The following is a 17,018-nucleotide window of genomic DNA, read 5'->3' as shown; positions in this document are numbered from 1 at the left end:
GTAAAGAGCGAATAGGGATTGGCGAATAGCGAATAGTTAGTAGGGAGTAGGGACGAGCGCGGCTGTCATGGCGTGCTGCACTATTCGCTACCCCCTATTCGCTATTCGCTCTCTTTCAGTGCCACATCGACGATCTGCCCCGGCTGCAGGGCGGAGCCCGCGTCTTCCGGACGGGCCTCGACGAGGTAGACGAGCTTCTGCCGGTTCTCGAGCGAGTAGATCACCGGCGGGGTGAATTCGGGGTCGGGCGAGACATAGCTGACCTTGGCCGTTAGCCCCTCGGGGCAGCCGTCGCAACGCACGGCCAACCGGGTGCCGACATGAACCGAGGAGAAGGCGGTCTCGGGGATGAACAGCGTCAGCTTGACCGCACCGTCCGGCAGCACTGAGACCACCGGAGACGACGGTCCGGCAGTATCGCCGGCATTGCGGATGACGTCGTCGACGCGCCCGTCGGTGGGTGCGGCAAGCGCGCGCTTGGAAAGCCGCCAGCGAGCCTGGCCGAGGGCCGACTCCGCCTGCTCGACCTCCTTCTCGGCAGCCTTGATGGCTTCCGCGCGCGCGGGCAGGCCGGCGACGCTCAGGTTGGCTTCGGCGAGACCGATTGCCGCTTCCGAGACCTCGACCCGCGTTCTCGCCTCGTCCATCTGGGCCTGGGTGGCGATGCCGCGCTTCAGGAGATCCTGCGTGCGGGCCTGAACGCGGTTCGCTTCCTCGGCCTGGGACTTGGCCGAGCGGACAGTTGCCTCGAGGGCCGCGATCTCTTCCGGGCGCTTGCCGACCTTGAGATCGGCGAGTTCCGCCCTTGCCTGGGCAAGGGCCGCCTCGGCCTGGGTCACTGCGATCCTGGCGTCGCCACTTTCGAGCGAGACGATCGGCCTGCCCGCCTGGACGCGATCGCCGCGTCGGACGGAAACCGTCTCCACCTGCGCGACCTCGATGGGGGCGAGCAGGACATAGTCGCCCTCGACGTAACCGACGGCGAGCGGCGCGGGGGCAGCGCAGGCTGTGAACAAGGATGCGGCGAAGGGAATGGAACAGAGGATACTCATGGCTTTCCTGCCTTGCGCGCGGCAACGATGGCCGCGACGTTTTCCTTGGCGATGCCGATGACCTTGGCGGCTTCGGCGGGACCGATGTCGGCCCAATCCATGCGCCGCATGACGGCGGCGCGGGCGATGCGGAAATAGACGACCTGGCCGATCATCATGAACACGCTGATGCGGGTCTTCTCGCTTTCGGCTTGCTCGCCGGTGGCCGTCGCCCAGAGCTGGCACAGCCTGCGGTGAACCGGCTCGAAGACGCCGCTATAGATGCGATCGAGCGCGTCGGTCGGCGTCGACAGTTCGCGCAGGACGAACTGGACGATCTCGCCAGCCTCGGGACGCGCGACGATGAAGCCGACCATGCGCTCGACCGTGGCGTCGAGCTGCGCTTCGGCCTGCGCGGCATTATCCGGCAGGGCCGGAGCGGAACTGCCGAAGGCCTGGGCGGCGATGGTCTGGATCGTCTCGACGATGTAATCGGCGGCGGCCAGCCGGAGCCCTTCTTTGCCGCCGAAATGATAGGCGATGGAGCCGATGTTGGCATTGGCGGCGGCGGCGATCTCGCGGGTCGAGGTGCCGTCAAAGCCCTGCCGGCCGAAAAGCTGAAGCGCCGCCTTCACCAGCGCCATGCGGGTGGCGTCGGCTGCGGTGGTCGTTTGCGGGGTCTGTGTCTTGCTCATACTCGCTATTTAATCAATCGATTGATTAAGGTCAAGTGAATTGTTGCGCTGCACGACGGGGCGCGCTTTACTGCCGCCATGGCAAAGGAAATCGAACGCAAATTCCTGGTGAAGGGACCGGAATGGCGGAGCCTTGTCGAAGACAGGATCCGCATCCGGCAGTTCTATCTCGCCTCGAATACGGGCCGCTCGGTCCGGCTTCGGATTTCCGACGGCAAGCGCGCGACGCTGACGCTGAAATTCGGCTCCCGGGGCCGCGAGCGCGACGAGTTCGAATATCAGGTGCCGCTGGCCGAAGCCGAGGAGATGGCCGGTTTCGCCGTCGGCCGTGTCATCGAGAAGACACGTCACCATGTTAGCCATCGCGGGCGACTCTACGAGATCGATGTATTCGGCGGGGAGCTGAGCGGCCTGGTGATTGCGGAACTGGAAACGCCGGACGACGTGCCGGCATCGGACCTGCCGGCGTGGATCGGCCAGGAAGTCACCGACGACGCGCGCTATTACAACGCGTCGCTGGCCCTCAGCGACGTGCCGGAAGCCGTCGCATGAGCTTTCGCATCGATCCCCGGCTGACGCTTACCGCAGAGGTTCGCCGCATTGCCGGCGGGGAGATCGACAAGATCGTCGCGCATCTCAACGTTGCCCGTGACAATCCGGAAAAATCGCTGCACAGCGCCCGCAAGCGCATCAAGGCGCTGCGCGCGCTGCTGCGCCTGGTTCACCCAGGCGACGAAGCGTTCTGCCGCGCCGAAAACAACCGCTACCGCGACATCTCGCTGTCGATCGCCGGCCCGCGCCAGGCGACGGCGCTGATCGAGACGATCGACCGGCTGATCGCGGATTTTCCCGAGGACGCCGATGGCGCCGGCCTTGCCGGCATTCGCGCCATGCTGGCGCGCCACCGCACCGAAACTGCCTACGGCCAGGCAGGGCTCGGCGCAGTGCTCGACAACGCCGTCGCGGAATGCCAGGCCGGCATGGTCGCACTTGAAATGCTCATTCTCCCCGATCATCCGGAAAATGCGGCCGATGTGCTTGCCGACGGGGCGCTGGCAACTTTGCGCTTTGCCCGCAAGGCGCTGCAGCAATCGCGCGAACGCGGCGAGCCCAACGATTTCCACGACCTGCGCAAGGCAGTGAAGACGCATGCCGCGCATCTGGCGCTGCTGCGCAAGCTCTGGCCCGCACCCGTCAAGCCGCGCCGCGAACGCGCCGAAGAACTGGGCGAAAGCCTGGGCGAACTGCACGACGTGTTCGTCATGCGCGCGCTAATCGAGGCACGCGAAGCGCCCTTCGACGGCCCCGAGCCGAAACAGCTGGTGCGGCTGCTCAGGCGCGCGGAAAAAGCGCTGCGCAAGCTCTGTCTTGCAGATGCCACCAAGCTGTTCGAGGAAAAGCCCAGGCGCGCTGCGCGCAAGCTCGCCAAGAAGGCCCGCCAGGACCTGAACGACAGCATGGCGGAGAGCGAAGCGGACTGACGTCGGCTGCGGCTGGCCTCCCCGGGCCGGCTCATGTTACGTCCTGTGCGTCATGACGCAAAAGACCGATACATTGCTCGACCGCATTGGCCGCTGGCTTGCCTCACGCCTGCAGGTCGCATCCTCCGGCTACGAACCCTATACGCCGTCCGACCCGGAGACCTTGCGCCGGACGCTGGAACCCGGCGACATCCTGCTGATCGAGGGCAACCAGCGCATTTCGGCCGTCATCAAGTACCTGACCCAGTCGACCTGGTCGCATTCGGCCCTTTACGTGGGCGACGCCCTGGCCGAGCCGGAAGACGGCTCGGAGCGGCCACGGCTGATCGAGGTCAACCTCGGCGACGGCTGCGTGGCCGTGCCGCTGTCGAAATACCGGACCTACAACACCCGCATCTGCCGCGCCAACGGCCTGTCGCCGGAGGATCGCGACCATGTCGTCAGGTTCATGATCCAGCGCCTGGGGCTGAAATACGACCTCAAGAACATCACCGACATGCTGCGCTACTTCATCCCGCGGCCGCCGGTGCCGGTGCGCTGGCGCCGCCGGATGATCGCCTTCGGCTCGGGAGACCCGACGCGCGCCATCTGCTCGACGATGATCGCCGAGGCCTATGGCGAGATCCGCTACCCGATCCTGCCGGAAATCACGCGTGCGCCGGGCCGCGCCTCGGCGCAATCGACCTACATGCGGCGCGAGATCATGCATATCCGCCACCACTCGCTGTACACGCCGCGCGACTTCGACCTGTCGCCCTATTTCCGCATCGTCAAGCCGACGCTGGAATACGGTTTCGACTACAGGCAGGTGACATGGGGCGAGGAATACAAGAGCGAAGACTCAAGATCAGCATAGATTTCGCAAAAAGAAAGTCTTCCGATCAACTTGGCTTTCACTTTCCGTTAGCGTCTACCGACGACAATTCCTGGAGTGCCGTGAGACTTCCGGGAAATTAGCCAGTGCTGAAGATTCACACTCCGACGATTTCCTACACGTCCGTTTCAGTCAATCTGCTGCAGCAGCTGAATGCGCGCGGCGGGCTTCCTGCCGGCACCGACGCCGCAAAGAACCAATCGCTGCCAGGCCTCAAATATTCGCCCAGCGCAGCGGTATCGGCGATCATGCGCATCCTGGTGGAGTCGGAAGGCATCCGGGCTTCGGTGAGTTCGTCCGGCAACGCGCTCGGCCTGGAGGTCGAGCGATATGAGTTCGACACGGGCGGCGAGGACATGAACCACATCACGCAGGTCAGAGCGACAGGTTCGGGCAACCTCAACCTGTCGGTCATATCCTCGAACAAGGACTACATTTCCGCCGGTGCCGCAGACGGCAACGACATCATGCAGGTGGCCGGACACCGGGTGATGGGCGTTTCCGGAGAAAAGGGCAACGACCACATCTCCGTGCTTGGACTGGCGAGCAGCAAACCCTACGCAGGCTTCGAACCGGCCGTCGATCTCGTCGACGGCGGTGACGGCAACGATACGATCGCCATTGCAGGCCGGGGCGATGTGACACGCACCGATGGCGGCAACGGCAACGACAGTATAGCCATCACCACGGCAGGTTCGATCTGGATCGTCGATGGAGGCCGTGGCGCCGACGCGATCTCGATCTCCGCGCAACGCGAGGTGCGACTGGTCGATGGTGGCGAGGGCGACGATGCCATCGCCATCGCCACGGCCGGCGGCGTTGACCACGTCTCCGGCGGCGACGGGCGCGACGCGATCGCCGTTTCCGCCAAGGGCAGCGTGTCCGGCCTCTACGGCGGCGCCGGCAACGACGTCATTGCCGTCACCGCAGCCAGCACCAGCTTCATCGACGGCGGCGATGGCGACGACACCATCCGGGTCACCGCCAGGTGGGATGCGTTTGCCAGTGGCGGTGGCGGCAACGACGTGCTGCACCTGTCCGGCCTCGAGGTCAGAGCGGGAGGGGGCGACGGCAATGATGTGCTGCAATTGTCTGGCCGCGACCTGATGGCGGTGGGCGGCAAGGGCAAAGACCTGATCAAGCTCGACAGCACCGCCGGTCGGGCCGCGACGCTGAGGATGGTGGAAGGCGATGGCAACGATATTGTCGAGACGAATGCTCCGCTGAACATCGCTCGCTACAGCAGCGACGGCGCGGCGCAACTCGATCCTGCAAAGGCCACGCTCGCGCACAATGACGACGGAACGGTCACGGTCCGTTTCGAGGGCAGCAACGACAGCGTGACCGTCAAGTTTACAGGTGCCATGGCCGGGCGCGAGATCGTCGCAAGGGTCGAGAACGGCAACCTGTCGATCGGCCCGGCGAACGGCCAGGCCTAGCGAACGGCCGATCCCGTTCGCAGCGCACTGGCTGCTTATTCCTCCGGCTCGGAGAAGTCGTCGTCGAGGCGCTTTTCCAGATCGACAAGGTCCTTGGGCAGCGGCAAGCCTTGCGCGCGCAGTTCGCTCAGCTTCTCGCGCAACTGCTCCTGCAATTCGTGGGAATCCTCGGGCTGGTTGACCATTTCCTGGAGCAGGACAGCTATCTGGGCCTTGATCTGTTCGAGCGCCATGGTCCGTCCTCCGTGGTTTCAGCTTACCTCAGCATGCGCGAAATAAGCTGCGCCGTATAGTCGACCATCGGCACGATGCGGGCATAGTTGAGCCGCGTCGGGCCGATGACGCCGAGCGCGCCGACGACGCGGGCATCCTTGTCGCGATAGGGCGCGACGACCAGCGACGATCCGGACAGCGAAAACAGCCGGTTCTCCGAGCCGATGAAGATGCGCACGCCCGAACCTTCCTCGGCGAGGTCGAGCAACTGGATCAGCCCGTCCTGGGTTTCCATGTCCTCGAACAGGTGCTTGAGCAGCTCGATGTCGGCCTGGGCGGTGACGTTTTCGAGCAAATTGGCGCGGCCGCGTACGATCAGGCGCGCCGGCAGGCCGCTGTCGGCGCCGGCCCAGACGGCAAGACCCTTTTCGACCAGATCCTGCGACAGCGTATCGAGGGCAGCCTTGGTCTCGTCCTTGATACGGGCGATCTCAAGTCGGGCCTCGGCCAGGGTGCGGCCACGGATATGGGCGTTGAGGAAGTTGGAGGCTTCGTGCAACTGGGAGACGGTAACGCCGAGCGGCAGCTCGACGACGCGGTTCTCGACATCGCCATTCTGCGACACCAGCACGGCCAGCGCCTTTGTCGGTTCGAGCTGGATGAACTCGATGTGCTTGAGGGCGACCTCGTTCTTGGCCGCAAGCACGAGGCCGGCACCGCGCGACATGCCCGACAGCATCTGGCTCGCCTCGGTCAGCATGTGCTCGAGCGTGGCCCCCTCGCCCGAAGCCTTGACCTGGGCCTCGATGACACGACGCTCGTCGTCGGAGAGGTCGCCGAGTTCCATGAAAGCGTCGACGAAGAAGCGCAGGCCCTTCTGCGTTGGCAGGCGCCCGGCGGAAATGTGTGGCGCGTAGACGAGCCCGAGATGTTCGAGGTCGCTCATGACGTTGCGCACGGTGGCCGGCGACAAGGACGACGGCAGCATGCGCGACAGGTTGCGCGAGCCGACAGGCTCGCCGTCGCGCAGGTAGGAATCGACGATGCGCCGGAAGATGTCGCGCGAGCGCATGTCGAGCGACTGCAGGCTGGGGTCGGTTACCGCTTTGGTCATGTCTGTTCGTGGTCTCCGCCTCAAATGATATAGACCCCGCAGCCGCGAACACAACCGCCGGGTCCAGCGTCAGGACACAAGCGAACCTGTTTTCCTTTGCGCTCCCGCAGCCATGGAGCTACAAGCCGGCGACAATTTCCGATTTCGCCACAGAAAGCACCCGAATGCGCCCCTCCAAACGCCAATTCGACGAAATGCGCGCCATCTCCTTCGAGCGTAACGTGTCCAAGCACGCCGAAGGTTCGTGCCTGGTCAAGTTCGGCGACACACATGTGCTGTGCACGGCAAGCCTGGAAGAGAAGGTGCCGGGCTGGATGCGCAATTCCGGCAAAGGCTGGGTGACGGCCGAATACGGCATGCTGCCGCGTTCCACCGGCGAGCGCATGCGCCGCGAGGCTTCGGCCGGCAAGCAGGGCGGCCGCACGCAGGAAATCCAGCGGCTGATCGGCCGCTCGTTGCGCGCCGTCGTCGATATGCAGGCGCTGGGCGAGCGCCAGATCACCGTTGACTGCGACGTGATCCAGGCTGACGGCGGCACCCGCACCGCCTCGATCACCGGTGCATGGATCGCGCTGCACGACTGCCTGCGCTGGATGGAAGCGCGCCAGATGGTCAGCGTCGAGAAAGTGCTGAAAGATCATATCGCGGCGATCTCCTGCGGCATCCATGACGGCCAGCCGGTGATCGACCTCGACTATGTCGAGGATTCGGCAGCGGGCACCGACGCCAATTTCGTGATGACCGGCAAGGGCGGAATCGTCGAGATCCAGGGTACCGCCGAAGGCGTGCCGTTCTCGGAGGAAGAATTCCTGCAGCTTATGGGCCTTGCCCGCAAGGGCATCAACCGGTTGGTCGACCTGCAGAAGATGGCGGTGGGCTGAGGCAAGCGGCATGCAGCCCTCGGCCATCCTCGAATCCGCCCTCTACGTCGCCGACCTCGATGCCGCGGAGACGTTCTACGGCGAGGTGATGGGGCTGGAGCGGATCGCCAAGGTGCCGGGGCGGCATGTGTTTTTCCGCTGTGGCCAGGGGGTGTTGCTCCTGTTCAACGCGGACGCGACGCGGCAACCGCCAAAGCCGGACGCCAGGCTGCCGGTGCCGCCGCATGGCACGACAGGCCAGGGCCACCTGTGCTTTGCCGGCACGGCTGACGAAATCGAAGACTGGAAGGTGCGGCTCGAAGGCAAGGGCATCGCCATCGAAGCCGATTTCGAGTGGCCAAACGGCGGCCGCTCCATCTATTTCCGCGATCCATCAGGCAATTCGCTGGAGATCGCCGAACCGAAAATATGGGGTATCTGATGCGCGAACTCGCCGACAAGAAGATCGTGATCGCCAGCCACAATGCCGGCAAGCTGCGTGAATTCGCCGACCTGATGGCGCCGTTCGGCTTCGAGGCGAAGTCGGCCAAGGAATATGGCCTGCCCGAGCCCGACGAAACCGGCACGACCTTCGAGCAGAACGCCTACATCAAGGCGCTGGCAGCGGCGACCGCGACGGAACTGCCGGCGCTGTCGGACGATTCCGGCCTTGTGGTCGATGCGCTCGACGGCGCACCGGGCGTCTACACCGCCAACTGGGCCGAGAAGCCCGACGGCACGCGCGACTTTGCCATGGCCATGCAGCGCACCGAAGACGCCATGCAGGAGCGCGGCGCGGCCAGCCCGGACCAGCGCAGCGGCCGCTTCGTCGCCGTCATCTGCCTGGCATGGCCCGACGGCCACGCCGAATATTTCCGCGGCGAGGCCGAGGGCACGCTGGTGTGGCCGCCGCGTGGCGAAAAGGGCTTTGGCTACGACCCGGTGTTCCTGCCAGAAGGCTTCGACAAGACCTTTGGCGAGATGAGCGCCGACGAAAAGCACGGCTGGAAGCCCGGCCAGGCCGAGGCGCTGTCGCACCGCGCCCGCGCCTTCCAGAAATTCGCCCGCGCCAAGCTCGGTTCGGCCTGATGGCATTTGCGTCGCTCAGCCGCGACCCCGGCTTCGGCGTCTATGTGCACTGGCCGTTCTGCGCGGCCAAGTGCCCCTACTGCGACTTCAACAGTCATGTCCGCCACCAGCCGGTGGACCAGGAGCGTTTTGCGCGCGCCTTTGCCACCGAGCTGGCGACCATGCGCTCCCGCACCGGCCCGCGCGAGGTGACGAGCATTTTCCTGGGTGGCGGCACGCCGTCGCTGATGCGGCCCGAAACGGTGGGCGCGGTGCTCGAGGCAATCGCCGCCAACTGGACGATTTCAGGCAACGCCGAGATCACGCTGGAGGCCAACCCGTCTTCGGTGGAGGCCGAGCGCTTCCGCGGCTATCGAGCCGCCGGCGTCAACCGGGTGTCGCTGGGCGTGCAGGCGCTGAACGATGCAGATTTGCGCTTCCTCGGACGGTTGCACAACGTCGAGGAGGCGCTGCACGCCATCGGCCTGGCGCGCGAGATCTTCCCGCGCCTGTCGTTCGACCTGATCTATGCCCGGCCCGGCCAGAAGCCGGATGCGTGGGCGGCGGAGCTGAAGCAGGCGATCGGCTATGCCGTCGACCACCTGTCGCTGTACCAGCTGACCATCGAGGAAGGCACGCGCTTCTTCCAGCTCTACAGTGCCGGCAAGTTCGAGATTCCCGACGGCGAGCACGCCGCCGAGCTGTATGCGATCACGCAAGATGTCACGGCGGCGCACGGCCTGCCGGCCTATGAGATTTCCAACCACGCCATGCCAGGCGCCGAAAGCCGGCATAACCTGACCTACTGGCGCTACGGCGAATATGTCGGCGTCGGCCCAGGCGCGCATGGGCGCTTCATCGAGGACGGCAGGCGCATCGTCACCATCGCCGAGAAGATGCCGGAACGCTGGGCCGAACTGGTTGAGCAGAAGGGCCACGGCATCACCGGCGGCGAGACGCTGAACCGCTCCGAAGAGGCCGACGAGTTCCTGCTGATGGGCTTGCGGCTCGTCGAGGGCATCGACCTCGCCCGCTACGAGCAGCTTTCGGGCAAGTCGCTGTCTTCGGCGCGGCTGTCGATCCTGCAGGGCGAAGGGTTGGTCGCGCCGATCGGCAATTCGCGCCTGCGCGCCACGCCTGAGGGCATGATCGTGCTGGATGCGGTGGTGGCGGATTTGGCGCGGTAGCGGCCGGTCTTGTCGTTGAGCGTGGTGCGGTAGCAAGCGTGATAGCATTTGACCGAAGTGCCGGCTTCAACGTCACGGCATGGATCCCCGGGTCTGCGCAGTTCGCTACGCTCCTGCTCCGCCCGAGGATGACGAAGTCACCGCCAATCCCCAACGGTGGCACAGGTGCCACCAATTGGACCAGTTGTTGTAGGTATTCTCGATCTCCAGCGTCCACGATTAGCGGCGCGAAGCCTCCCTCGTCATCCTCGGGCGGAGCAGGAGCGTAGCGAACTGCGCAGACCTGGGGATCCATGCCGTGACTGAACGGCCGGCCTCGGCGGTTCAGAATGCCTTTCTGTCCAGCGCGAAGCCGACAAAGCCACGCCAACACCGCTGAGCCAACAACGATCCAACTTCCAGCCTGCGCTCAGGCCTTCCTCTCCATAGAAAACACGTTGAGGCCTTCGATGCCTTCCTCGATGCGTTGCCAGCCCATCTTTTCGTAGAAGGCGGAAACCGCCGGCTTGGCGCAGAGATAGACGGTGTCGAAACCCTGCTCGAACGCTGCCTCTGCCCCGGCCTGCACAAGGGCTGCGCCGATGCCGGATTTCCTGGCGGCTTCATCGACCCAGACGGCCGCCACCCATGGCGCATATTGCGGCCGCGATTCGAGATCGTTGTCGATCAGGTGGGCCGTGCCGAGGAAGGTTGCGCCACGATGAGCGACGAGCGCCCGCGGCAGCCCGGCGGAGGAAAAATTCCCTTCCACCAGTCCCTGGATGAAGGCGAGTTCATGGCCGTCAGCGCGCCACCACGCATTCCAGATGCGGTCGGCGACGTCGGCGGCGAATTCCGGCCTGTCGCGAAGATCGGAGATGGAATAGGGCTGGACCTGGGCGTTCGTCATCGTGCCTGCTGCTTTTTTGGGACTTTCGGAAAGCCGGCGACTGCTACAAGGCAAACAAGCAACTTTCCAGTGGCCAACAGATGACATTCACGGAGCCAGACATGACTACGGCATTCTCTACCTGGCAATTCTGGGCGATACTTTCCGCCGTTTTCGCCGCGCTGACGGCGATCTTCGCCAAGGTCGGCATCGAGAACGTCAATTCGGATTTCGCCACGCTGATCCGCACCGTGGTGATCCTGCTGGTGCTGGCCGGCATCGTGACCGCCACCGGCCAGGCGCAGGCGCTGGGCACGATTTCGGCCAAGACCTACACGTTCCTGATCCTGTCGGGGCTGGCGACCGGCGCGTCGTGGCTGTGCTATTTCCGCGCGCTGAAGCTGGGCAATGCGGCGCAGGTGGCGCCGATCGACAAGCTAAGCGTCGTTCTTGTCGCGGTGTTTGGCGTCATTTTCCTTGGCGAGCGACTTAGCGCGGCGAACTGGCTCGGCGTCGCGCTGATCGCGGCGGGCGCGGTTCTGGTCGCCACCAGGTCGTGACGGCGGGGCTGCCTTGGTGGCGGCGTCGAGACGGGAGATGAAGGCGTCGAAGCGATGGGGCATGGCCGGTGCTTTTGCCGTTTTCCGCGAATCTCTGTTCCGATCCGCGGCCGCGATTTCTGCCCCGCACTGTGGCAAAGCCAAGGCAGAAACGATCACATGTTTTGCAAGCCGGGGCGCGTCGTGCCAAACAGGGCGAAAGCCGTCCATTCCTGAACCGGGCGGCGAGCGGGGTTGAGTGCAGACGGGCGACAACAAGCGGGTTTTTGTGATCGGGCAGACCGAGATCGCGGCACGGCCGCTCGATCCGGCGCTGTATCTGGTGGCGACGCCGATCGGCAATCTCGGCGACATCACGCTGCGCGCGCTGGAAACGCTGGCGGGCGCCGACCATGTCGCCTGCGAGGACACGCGGGTGACCCGCGTTCTGCTCGACCGCTACGGCATCCGCCAGCGGCCGACCGCCTATCACGAACATAACGCCACAGAGGCAGGGCCACGGCTGATCGAGGCGCTGGAGAATGGCCGCAGCGTGGCGCTGGTGTCGGATGCCGGCACACCGCTGGTCTCCGATCCCGGCTTCCGGCTGGTCGAGCAGGCGCAGGCGCATGGCATCCGCGTGGTGCCGATCCCCGGAGCTTCGGCCGTGCTGGCGGCGCTGACCGCCTCGGGCCTGCCTTCGGATGCGTTCTTCTTCGCCGGCTTCCTGCCGGTGAAGGACGGGCAGAAGCGGACCCGGCTTGGAGAGGTCAAGGCGGTGCCCGGCACGCTGATCTTCTTCGAATCGCCGCGCCGGCTGGCCGACACGCTGGAAGCGATGACTGAGGTGCTCGGCACGCGCCAGGCGGCGATCGGCCGCGAGCTGACCAAGGCCTTCGAGGAAATCCGCACCGGCACGCTGGCGGAACTCGCCGCGCATTATGCCGAGGCCGACACGCCGAAGGGCGAGGTCGTCATCTGCGTGGCACCGCCCGAGGAGCGAACCGAGACGGTGGAGGACATCGACAAGCTGCTGGTTTCGCTGGCCAAGGAGATGCCGGCGTCGAAGGCGGCGGCGGAAGCCGCGCGCATGACCGGGCAGCAGAAGCCCGTGCTCTACCGCCGGCTGCTGGAACTCAAGGAAGGGGCCGGTGACTGACCGGCTCGCCCGGCAGAAGGCACTGGGCCGCGGCCATCGCGGCGAATGGCTGGCTGCGCTCGCGCTGATGCTCAAGGGCTATCGCATCGTCGCCCGGCGCTACAGGACCAAGCTCGGCGAGATCGACCTGATCGCGAGGCGTGGCGACCTTGTGCTGATCGTCGAAGTGAAAGCACGCAAGACGCTGATCGAGGCGATGGAGGCCGTGGCCTATGGCTCGGAGCGCCGCATCGAAGGCGCTGCCGACCTGTGGCTGGCGCGGCAGCCGGACTATGGAAAACTTTCGATACGCTTCGACATGGTGGCGGTGCTGCCGAGGCGATGGCCGGTGCATGTCGAGAACGCATTCCAGGGACGGAATTGAGCGCGGGCCTTTACCCCGATGGCCAATGCCCTTAACAGCGCTCGCAAAGCCTGCCGCGGCGCGGGCAATCGCGTTTCGCGTCGGCATGGACGCCTTGAAATACTGGAGATATCGATGACCCTTCCCGACCGCCTGAGCAACGACCCGCGCAGCCCCTTTTTCAACGCGGAAGCGCTGGAGCAGGGCGTCGGCATCCTGTTCAACGGCAAAGAGCGCCAGGACGTCAGCGAATATTGCGTCAGCGAAGGCTGGATCCGCGTGCCGGCCGGCAAGTCGAAGGATCGCTTCGGTGAGCCGATCACCATCAAGCTCAAGGGCACGGTGGAGCCGTTCCCCAAGCCGTAAGGCGCTCGGTTCGCTCCTGACGAGTTGTCAGCCGGTGATGTCGAAGCCGGCCGGCACGCCCAACGGATCGGCCGGCTCCGGCACGACGCTTCGGACATCGGCGCCGCGCGGCCCCTGCCAAAACGCGTCCAGCATCGACGCCACGGCTTCGTCCGGGCCTGATATCAAAGCGCTGACCGAACCGTCGCGCTCGTTGCGCACCCAGCCGCGCAGGCCGAGGCGCTGCGCCTCGCGCTGTGTCCAGACGCGGAAGCTGACGCCCTGGACGCGGCCAGCGATGCGGACTAGAAGCGCGCGGGACGGAGCTGGCATTCGGGCCTCCTGACCGGCGCGGCGGTTTTCCGCCACGCCCTTGGCACCTCAGTATACGCCGCGCTACCCGGCTGGCAGCCGATTTCGGCGTTCGAAACTTCCGCGAAACGCTTTTCTACGGCGACAGCGTCAGGTGCAAAGCGCACCACTTGCCGCTGCGCCAGTGCAGGCACACACTCTCCCGCCCAACCCCAGGAGGAGATCATGTGCCATCACTGCGTCATCGAATCCGTCAAGAGCGGCATGCTCAGCCGCCGCAGCCTGTTCAAGGGAGCCATCACTGCCGCCGGGGCCGCAGCGCTTGCCTCGGCCCTGCCGCCGAGGCCGCTGTTCGCTGCCGAACCACCGCACAAGGCCGAAGACCTGACCCATGAGCTGTGGGAACAGTTCCCGACCTATTTTGGCGGACAACAGCTGTTTATCGAGCAGAAATTCAGCCATGCCAAGGACACGTTCAACCTGAACGAATGGCGGGTGAGCGAGCACACCGGCACGCATATCGACGCGCCCCTGCATTTCAGCGCCGACGGAAAGTCCGTGGCGGAATTGCCGGTCGAGGACCTGATCGCGCCGCTTGTCGTGGTCGACATCCGCACCAAGGCGGCCGACAATCCCGACGCGCAGCTGACACCCGATGACATCAAGGCGTGGGAGGCTGCAAATGGCGAGCTGCCGGAGGGCGCCGTGGTGGCGCTGCTGTCGGGCTGGGGCGCGCATGTGGCGACCGAGAAATTCCGCAATGTCGGCGCCGACGGCAAGACGCTGCATTTCCCGGGCTTTCATGTCGAGACGGCGCAGCTGTTGCTCGAGAAGCCGACGGTCAAGGCGATCGCCGTCGACACCCTGTCGCTCGACCATGGCCCCTCGCCCGACTTCGCCGTTCACAACACCTGGCTGCCGGCTGGGCGCTACGGCATCGAGGGCGTCGCCAATCTCGACAAGCTGCCGGCCAAAGGCGCGACCATCGTGGTCGGCGCGCCCAAGGTGCGCGGCGGCACCGGCGGCCCGGCCCGCGTCTTCGCGCTGGTCTGAGGGGCAAGACGGCCTGTACTGCGGCGTCTTGTGATTACCCCCACCCCTAACCCCTCCCCACAAGGGGGAGGGGGACCCTGAGGCGCGGTCGCCAGCGCTGATCTTTGACTGTCCTAGTGGCAACCGCGATGAAATCGTCCCCTCCCCCTTGTGGGGAGGGGTTAGGGGTGGGGGTGCTGACCGAAGATCGACCCTCGATTGTGCAGACTGGGGCGCCTAGCGGCGGGTCACCCGCATCGGCAGGCCGCCCTGCGGCTGGGTGGTGAGTTTCTGCACCGGCCACGGCTTGGTTTCGGCGACGGTGTCGAAGCGGAAGCGGGAGAGCAGAATGGCGAGGGCGATGATCGCTTCCTGCATGGCAAAACTCATGCCGATGCAAACACGTGGACCCGCGCCGAAAGGCAGGTACTGGTAGCGGTCGATCTTGTCCCTGTTCTCGGGATGGAAGCGCTCTGGCATGAAGGCGTTGGGGCGGTCCCACAGCTTGCGGTGGCGGTGTACCGTCCAGGGCATGACCAGCACCTGGGCTTTCCTGGGGATTTTCAGCCCCTTGTAATCGTCGTCGGCGATGGGTTCGCGGTTGATCGAGGGCGCCGGCGGGTAGAGCCTGAGCGCTTCCTCGAAGACAGCGCGGGTGTAAGGCATGGCGTCGAGCCACTTCACCGGGTCGGGTTCGCGGGCCAGCACCTCGTCGATTTCCTGTTCGACGCGGTCGCGCTCCCAGGTGGCTTCGGCGAGGCAATAGATGGTCCAGCCAAGCGCGCGCGCCGTGGTCTCGTGGCCGGCGCCGATGAAGGTGATGATGTTGTCCTCGATCTCCTGTCGGGACAATCCGTCCGGGCCTTCTGCGCGCAGCAACAGGGTGAGAAAATCCTGCGGCACGCCAGCGGGGGCGCGGGCCAGCCTGTCGCTGCGCATCGCCACCGTGTCGGTGACGATCTTGCGGAAATAGGCCATGGTCTTGCGGCCGCGGATGCGGGTGATGCGCGGCAGCCATTCGGGGGCGCGCAACAGGTCGAGCGGATCGACCCGGCCCATGGTCTCGAACAGCCGGTCGATCTCATGGGCGAAGCTGCCGGCCTCGCCGGCGATCTCGCCCGAAAACAGCGTCTCGGCAAGGATCTCGTAGGTCAGCATGGTCATGTCCTGGGCGACATCGACCGTACCGGTGGCATCCTCGTAGCGTTTGACGAAATCGAGCGTGCGGGCGAGCATCGGCTGGGCAAAGCCGAAGATGTGGCGCGGGGTGAAGACCGGCGCCATGGCCTTGCGCGAGCGCTTCCAGACGTCGCCTTCGGCGGTCAGCAGTCCGTCGCGCAAGATCGGTCGCAGGATCATCTGGCGGACGGTCGCCATCTTGTAGTTCTTGGCGTTGTCGACCAAGACGTGGCGGATGAGGCCGGGATCGTTGGCGATGACCAGCGGGCCGCCGACGCCCGAAACCGAGATCCACGGCTCGTTATAGGAGGGCTCGCCCCACAGTTCGAGCGGGTTGCGGTAGACGATCCGCATCATCTCCAGCGTCGAAGGCGGCTTGGTGCGCGGTATCGGCGCCGGCGGGACGAAGGGTTCCGGTCTGGTATCCATCAAATTTTCTGCCTCACCCGCCCAATGTAGGTGCGGCGGAGGCATGCGTCCATGCGACCGAGCCGCAAGATGACCCAGATGTGACCGGTTACCAAAAGGTGCCTTCTTGTCACTGGAGGGTCTAGGCGACTATCTCCCGCAGGTCACCATTTGATACCTGCCCACCAAGGACTGAAATCTTGAAACACCAGCTCAATATCGTCGTGGCCAGCACCCGCCCCGGTCGCGTCGGCCCCGTTTTCGCCCGCTGGCTCGAAGCGTTTGCACGCGAGCACGGCAAGTTCGACCCCGTGATCACCGACATCGACGCCTTCGGACTGCCGATCTTCGACGAACCCAAGCACCCGCGCCTCGGCCAGTACGAGAACGAGCACACCAGGCAGTGGTCCGAGGCGATCAAGCCCGCCGACGCTTTCGTGTTCGTGACGCCCGAGTACAACTACTTCGCCGCTCCGGCGCTGGTGAACGCCATCGACTATCTGTCCCGCGAATGGAACTACAAGCCGGCGAGCTTCCTGAGCTATGGTGGCGTTTCGGCCGGCCTGCGCGCCGTGCAGTCGGAAAAACTGCTGTTGACCTCGGTCAAGATCATGCCGATCCCCGAGGCAATCGCGATCCCGGCCTTCACCCAGCACCTCGACGAGAATGGCGAGTTCAAGTCGAACGCGCTGATCGACGACAGCGCCAAGACGATGCTCGAAGAGCTGTTCCGCTGGAGCGAAGCGCTGAAGCCGTTGCGTGCGGCCTGATCGAACCTTGTCGCCCGACCGAAAAGGCGGGCGACAAACTGCCGCTGCACCAGATTCCAGCAACTAGAATGCAACCTATTGCAGCCATGGTCGTTGGCCCC

Annotated in this window: 21 protein-coding genes; 14 read left to right on the top strand and 7 right to left on the bottom strand. The window is 65.1% G+C overall.

The features are described from left to right. Positions 1-101: 101 nt before the first annotated feature. Together WHT83_RS07590 and WHT83_RS07585 are read right to left on the bottom strand one after the other, a co-directional pair. A complete protein-coding gene (locus WHT83_RS07590) occupies positions 102-1,052 on the bottom strand; it encodes an HlyD family secretion protein (RefSeq protein WP_406873446.1) in 951 nt (316 codons plus the stop codon). Then, complete coding sequence (locus tag WHT83_RS07585) at positions 1,049-1,726, bottom strand: CerR family C-terminal domain-containing protein (protein ID WP_406873445.1); 678 nt, start codon at positions 1,724-1,726, stop codon at positions 1,049-1,051. The genes WHT83_RS07590 and WHT83_RS07585 overlap by 4 nt, the downstream gene beginning before the upstream one ends. A gap of 78 nt (positions 1,727-1,804) precedes the next feature. Here WHT83_RS07585 and WHT83_RS07580 point away from each other — a divergent pair, with 78 nt between their 5' ends. The 4 genes from WHT83_RS07580 (at position 1,805) to WHT83_RS07565 (ending at position 5,520) form a co-directional block, all read left to right on the top strand. Continuing rightward, a complete protein-coding gene (locus tag WHT83_RS07580) occupies positions 1,805-2,278 on the top strand; it encodes a CYTH domain-containing protein (RefSeq protein WP_108605457.1) in 474 nt (157 codons plus the stop codon). Then, entirely contained in the window at positions 2,275-3,207 is a 933-nt protein-coding gene (locus WHT83_RS07575) for a CHAD domain-containing protein (protein WP_406873444.1), read from the top strand. Before WHT83_RS07580 ends, WHT83_RS07575 begins: the two co-directional genes overlap by 4 nt. Before the next feature lie 52 nt (positions 3,208-3,259). Then, complete coding sequence (locus tag WHT83_RS07570) at positions 3,260-4,063, top strand: lipo-like protein (protein WP_406873443.1); 804 nt, start codon at positions 3,260-3,262, stop codon at positions 4,061-4,063. A 104-nt stretch (positions 4,064-4,167) separates the two neighbouring features. Continuing rightward, the gene (locus WHT83_RS07565; protein ID WP_406873442.1) at positions 4,168-5,520 is read left to right on the top strand and encodes a calcium-binding protein; all 1,353 of its coding nucleotides are present in this window, start codon (positions 4,168-4,170) and stop codon (positions 5,518-5,520) included. A gap of 35 nt (positions 5,521-5,555) precedes the next feature. On the opposite strand, the gene WHT83_RS07560 is transcribed toward WHT83_RS07565, so the two are convergent. Together WHT83_RS07560 and hrcA are read right to left on the bottom strand one after the other, a co-directional pair. After that, a complete protein-coding gene (locus WHT83_RS07560) occupies positions 5,556-5,753 on the bottom strand; it encodes a hypothetical protein (protein ID WP_108605461.1) in 198 nt (65 codons plus the stop codon). Positions 5,754-5,776: 23 nt separating this feature from the next. Next, complete coding sequence (gene hrcA, locus WHT83_RS07555) at positions 5,777-6,847, bottom strand: heat-inducible transcriptional repressor HrcA (RefSeq protein WP_183262906.1); 1,071 nt, start codon at positions 6,845-6,847, stop codon at positions 5,777-5,779. A 164-nt stretch (positions 6,848-7,011) separates the two neighbouring features. Here hrcA and rph point away from each other — a divergent pair, with 164 nt between their 5' ends. Genes rph through hemW form a run of 4 tightly spaced genes read left to right on the top strand, consistent with a single transcriptional unit; the run spans position 7,012 to position 9,962 of the window. Then, positions 7,012-7,728 carry a ribonuclease PH gene (gene rph, locus WHT83_RS07550; RefSeq protein ID WP_183262907.1) on the top strand — a complete coding sequence of 239 codons (717 nt, stop codon included), beginning with the start codon at positions 7,012-7,014 and terminating at the stop codon, positions 7,726-7,728. A gap of 10 nt (positions 7,729-7,738) precedes the next feature. After that, positions 7,739-8,149, top strand: coding sequence for a VOC family protein (locus WHT83_RS07545; RefSeq protein ID WP_406873441.1), 411 nt, complete (start codon positions 7,739-7,741; stop codon positions 8,147-8,149). Then, a complete protein-coding gene (gene rdgB / locus WHT83_RS07540; protein ID WP_318762726.1) occupies positions 8,149-8,796 on the top strand; it encodes an RdgB/HAM1 family non-canonical purine NTP pyrophosphatase in 648 nt (215 codons plus the stop codon). The genes WHT83_RS07545 and rdgB overlap by 1 nt, the downstream gene beginning before the upstream one ends. Beyond that, a complete protein-coding gene (gene hemW, locus WHT83_RS07535) occupies positions 8,796-9,962 on the top strand; it encodes a radical SAM family heme chaperone HemW (RefSeq protein WP_406873440.1) in 1,167 nt (388 codons plus the stop codon). The genes rdgB and hemW overlap by 1 nt, the downstream gene beginning before the upstream one ends. A gap of 409 nt (positions 9,963-10,371) precedes the next feature. On the opposite strand, the gene WHT83_RS07530 is transcribed toward hemW, so the two are convergent. Next, positions 10,372-10,851 carry a GNAT family N-acetyltransferase gene (locus tag WHT83_RS07530; protein ID WP_406873439.1) on the bottom strand — a complete coding sequence of 160 codons (480 nt, stop codon included), beginning with the start codon at positions 10,849-10,851 and terminating at the stop codon, positions 10,372-10,374. 101 nt (positions 10,852-10,952) lie between these two features. Between WHT83_RS07530 and WHT83_RS07525 the strand changes: the two genes are divergently transcribed. The 4 genes from WHT83_RS07525 to WHT83_RS07510 all read left to right on the top strand — a co-directional run bounded on the left by WHT83_RS07525 (position 10,953) and on the right by WHT83_RS07510 (position 13,237). Further along, positions 10,953-11,390 (top strand): EamA family transporter, encoded by a 438-nt coding sequence (locus WHT83_RS07525; protein ID WP_406873438.1) that lies wholly within the window; start codon positions 10,953-10,955, stop codon positions 11,388-11,390. Between the two features lie 238 nt (positions 11,391-11,628). Beyond that, complete coding sequence (gene rsmI, locus WHT83_RS07520) at positions 11,629-12,528, top strand: 16S rRNA (cytidine(1402)-2'-O)-methyltransferase (protein WP_318762730.1); 900 nt, start codon at positions 11,629-11,631, stop codon at positions 12,526-12,528. Beyond that, the gene (locus WHT83_RS07515) at positions 12,521-12,892 is read left to right on the top strand and encodes a YraN family protein (RefSeq protein WP_108605470.1); all 372 of its coding nucleotides are present in this window, start codon (positions 12,521-12,523) and stop codon (positions 12,890-12,892) included. The genes rsmI and WHT83_RS07515 overlap by 8 nt, the downstream gene beginning before the upstream one ends. A 114-nt stretch (positions 12,893-13,006) precedes the next feature. Next, a complete protein-coding gene (locus tag WHT83_RS07510; RefSeq protein ID WP_318762731.1) occupies positions 13,007-13,237 on the top strand; it encodes a DUF3297 family protein in 231 nt (76 codons plus the stop codon). A gap of 27 nt (positions 13,238-13,264) precedes the next feature. On the opposite strand, the gene WHT83_RS07505 is transcribed toward WHT83_RS07510, so the two are convergent. Further along, positions 13,265-13,549 carry an acylphosphatase gene (locus WHT83_RS07505; RefSeq protein ID WP_108605471.1) on the bottom strand — a complete coding sequence of 95 codons (285 nt, stop codon included), beginning with the start codon at positions 13,547-13,549 and terminating at the stop codon, positions 13,265-13,267. A 204-nt stretch (positions 13,550-13,753) separates the two neighbouring features. Here WHT83_RS07505 and WHT83_RS07500 point away from each other — a divergent pair, with 204 nt between their 5' ends. Further along, positions 13,754-14,581, top strand: a complete 828-nt coding sequence (locus tag WHT83_RS07500; RefSeq protein WP_406873437.1) for a cyclase family protein — start codon at positions 13,754-13,756, stop codon at positions 14,579-14,581. Between the two features lie 216 nt (positions 14,582-14,797). Here WHT83_RS07500 and WHT83_RS07495 read toward each other — a convergent pair whose 3' ends face one another. After that, positions 14,798-16,168 carry a cytochrome P450 gene (locus WHT83_RS07495; protein ID WP_406873436.1) on the bottom strand — a complete coding sequence of 457 codons (1,371 nt, stop codon included), beginning with the start codon at positions 16,166-16,168 and terminating at the stop codon, positions 14,798-14,800. A gap of 179 nt (positions 16,169-16,347) precedes the next feature. Between WHT83_RS07495 and WHT83_RS07490 the strand changes: the two genes are divergently transcribed. Continuing rightward, a complete protein-coding gene (locus tag WHT83_RS07490) occupies positions 16,348-16,917 on the top strand; it encodes an NADPH-dependent FMN reductase (protein WP_183262918.1) in 570 nt (189 codons plus the stop codon). The last annotated feature ends 101 nt before the right edge of the window (positions 16,918-17,018 follow it).

It is taken from the genome of Aminobacter sp. P9b (assembly GCF_045345995.1).
Lineage (GTDB): Bacteria > Pseudomonadota > Alphaproteobacteria > Rhizobiales > Rhizobiaceae > Aminobacter > Aminobacter niigataensis.
The sequence above is the reverse complement of the archived record's forward strand: the minus strand, read 5'-3'. Positions and strand labels throughout refer to the sequence as shown.

Excerpts from the sequence above, each read along its gene's own strand:
- WHT83_RS07530 (WP_406873439.1), bottom strand. The coding sequence starts at position 10,851 with ATGACGAACGCCCAGGTCCAGCCCTATTCCATCTCCGATCTTCGCGAC.
- hemW (WP_406873440.1), top strand. The coding sequence starts at position 8,796 with ATGGCATTTGCGTCGCTCAGCCGCGACCCCGGCTTCGGCGTCTATGTG.
- WHT83_RS07570 (WP_406873443.1), top strand. The coding sequence starts at position 3,260 with ATGACGCAAAAGACCGATACATTGCTCGACCGCATTGGCCGCTGGCTT.
- WHT83_RS07560 (WP_108605461.1), bottom strand. The coding sequence starts at position 5,753 with ATGGCGCTCGAACAGATCAAGGCCCAGATAGCTGTCCTGCTCCAGGAA.
- WHT83_RS07525 (WP_406873438.1), top strand. The coding sequence starts at position 10,953 with ATGACTACGGCATTCTCTACCTGGCAATTCTGGGCGATACTTTCCGCC.
- WHT83_RS07510 (WP_318762731.1), top strand. The coding sequence starts at position 13,007 with ATGACCCTTCCCGACCGCCTGAGCAACGACCCGCGCAGCCCCTTTTTC.
- WHT83_RS07505 (WP_108605471.1), bottom strand. The coding sequence starts at position 13,549 with ATGCCAGCTCCGTCCCGCGCGCTTCTAGTCCGCATCGCTGGCCGCGTC.
- WHT83_RS07575 (WP_406873444.1), top strand. The coding sequence starts at position 2,275 with ATGAGCTTTCGCATCGATCCCCGGCTGACGCTTACCGCAGAGGTTCGC.
- rph (WP_183262907.1), top strand. The coding sequence starts at position 7,012 with ATGCGCCCCTCCAAACGCCAATTCGACGAAATGCGCGCCATCTCCTTC.
- WHT83_RS07495 (WP_406873436.1), bottom strand. The coding sequence starts at position 16,168 with ATGGATACCAGACCGGAACCCTTCGTCCCGCCGGCGCCGATACCGCGC.
- WHT83_RS07545 (WP_406873441.1), top strand. The coding sequence starts at position 7,739 with ATGCAGCCCTCGGCCATCCTCGAATCCGCCCTCTACGTCGCCGACCTC.
- WHT83_RS07500 (WP_406873437.1), top strand. The coding sequence starts at position 13,754 with ATGTGCCATCACTGCGTCATCGAATCCGTCAAGAGCGGCATGCTCAGC.
- rdgB (WP_318762726.1), top strand. The coding sequence starts at position 8,149 with ATGCGCGAACTCGCCGACAAGAAGATCGTGATCGCCAGCCACAATGCC.
- WHT83_RS07585 (WP_406873445.1), bottom strand. The coding sequence starts at position 1,726 with ATGAGCAAGACACAGACCCCGCAAACGACCACCGCAGCCGACGCCACC.
- hrcA (WP_183262906.1), bottom strand. The coding sequence starts at position 6,847 with ATGACCAAAGCGGTAACCGACCCCAGCCTGCAGTCGCTCGACATGCGC.
- WHT83_RS07590 (WP_406873446.1), bottom strand. The coding sequence starts at position 1,052 with ATGAGTATCCTCTGTTCCATTCCCTTCGCCGCATCCTTGTTCACAGCC.
- WHT83_RS07580 (WP_108605457.1), top strand. The coding sequence starts at position 1,805 with ATGGCAAAGGAAATCGAACGCAAATTCCTGGTGAAGGGACCGGAATGG.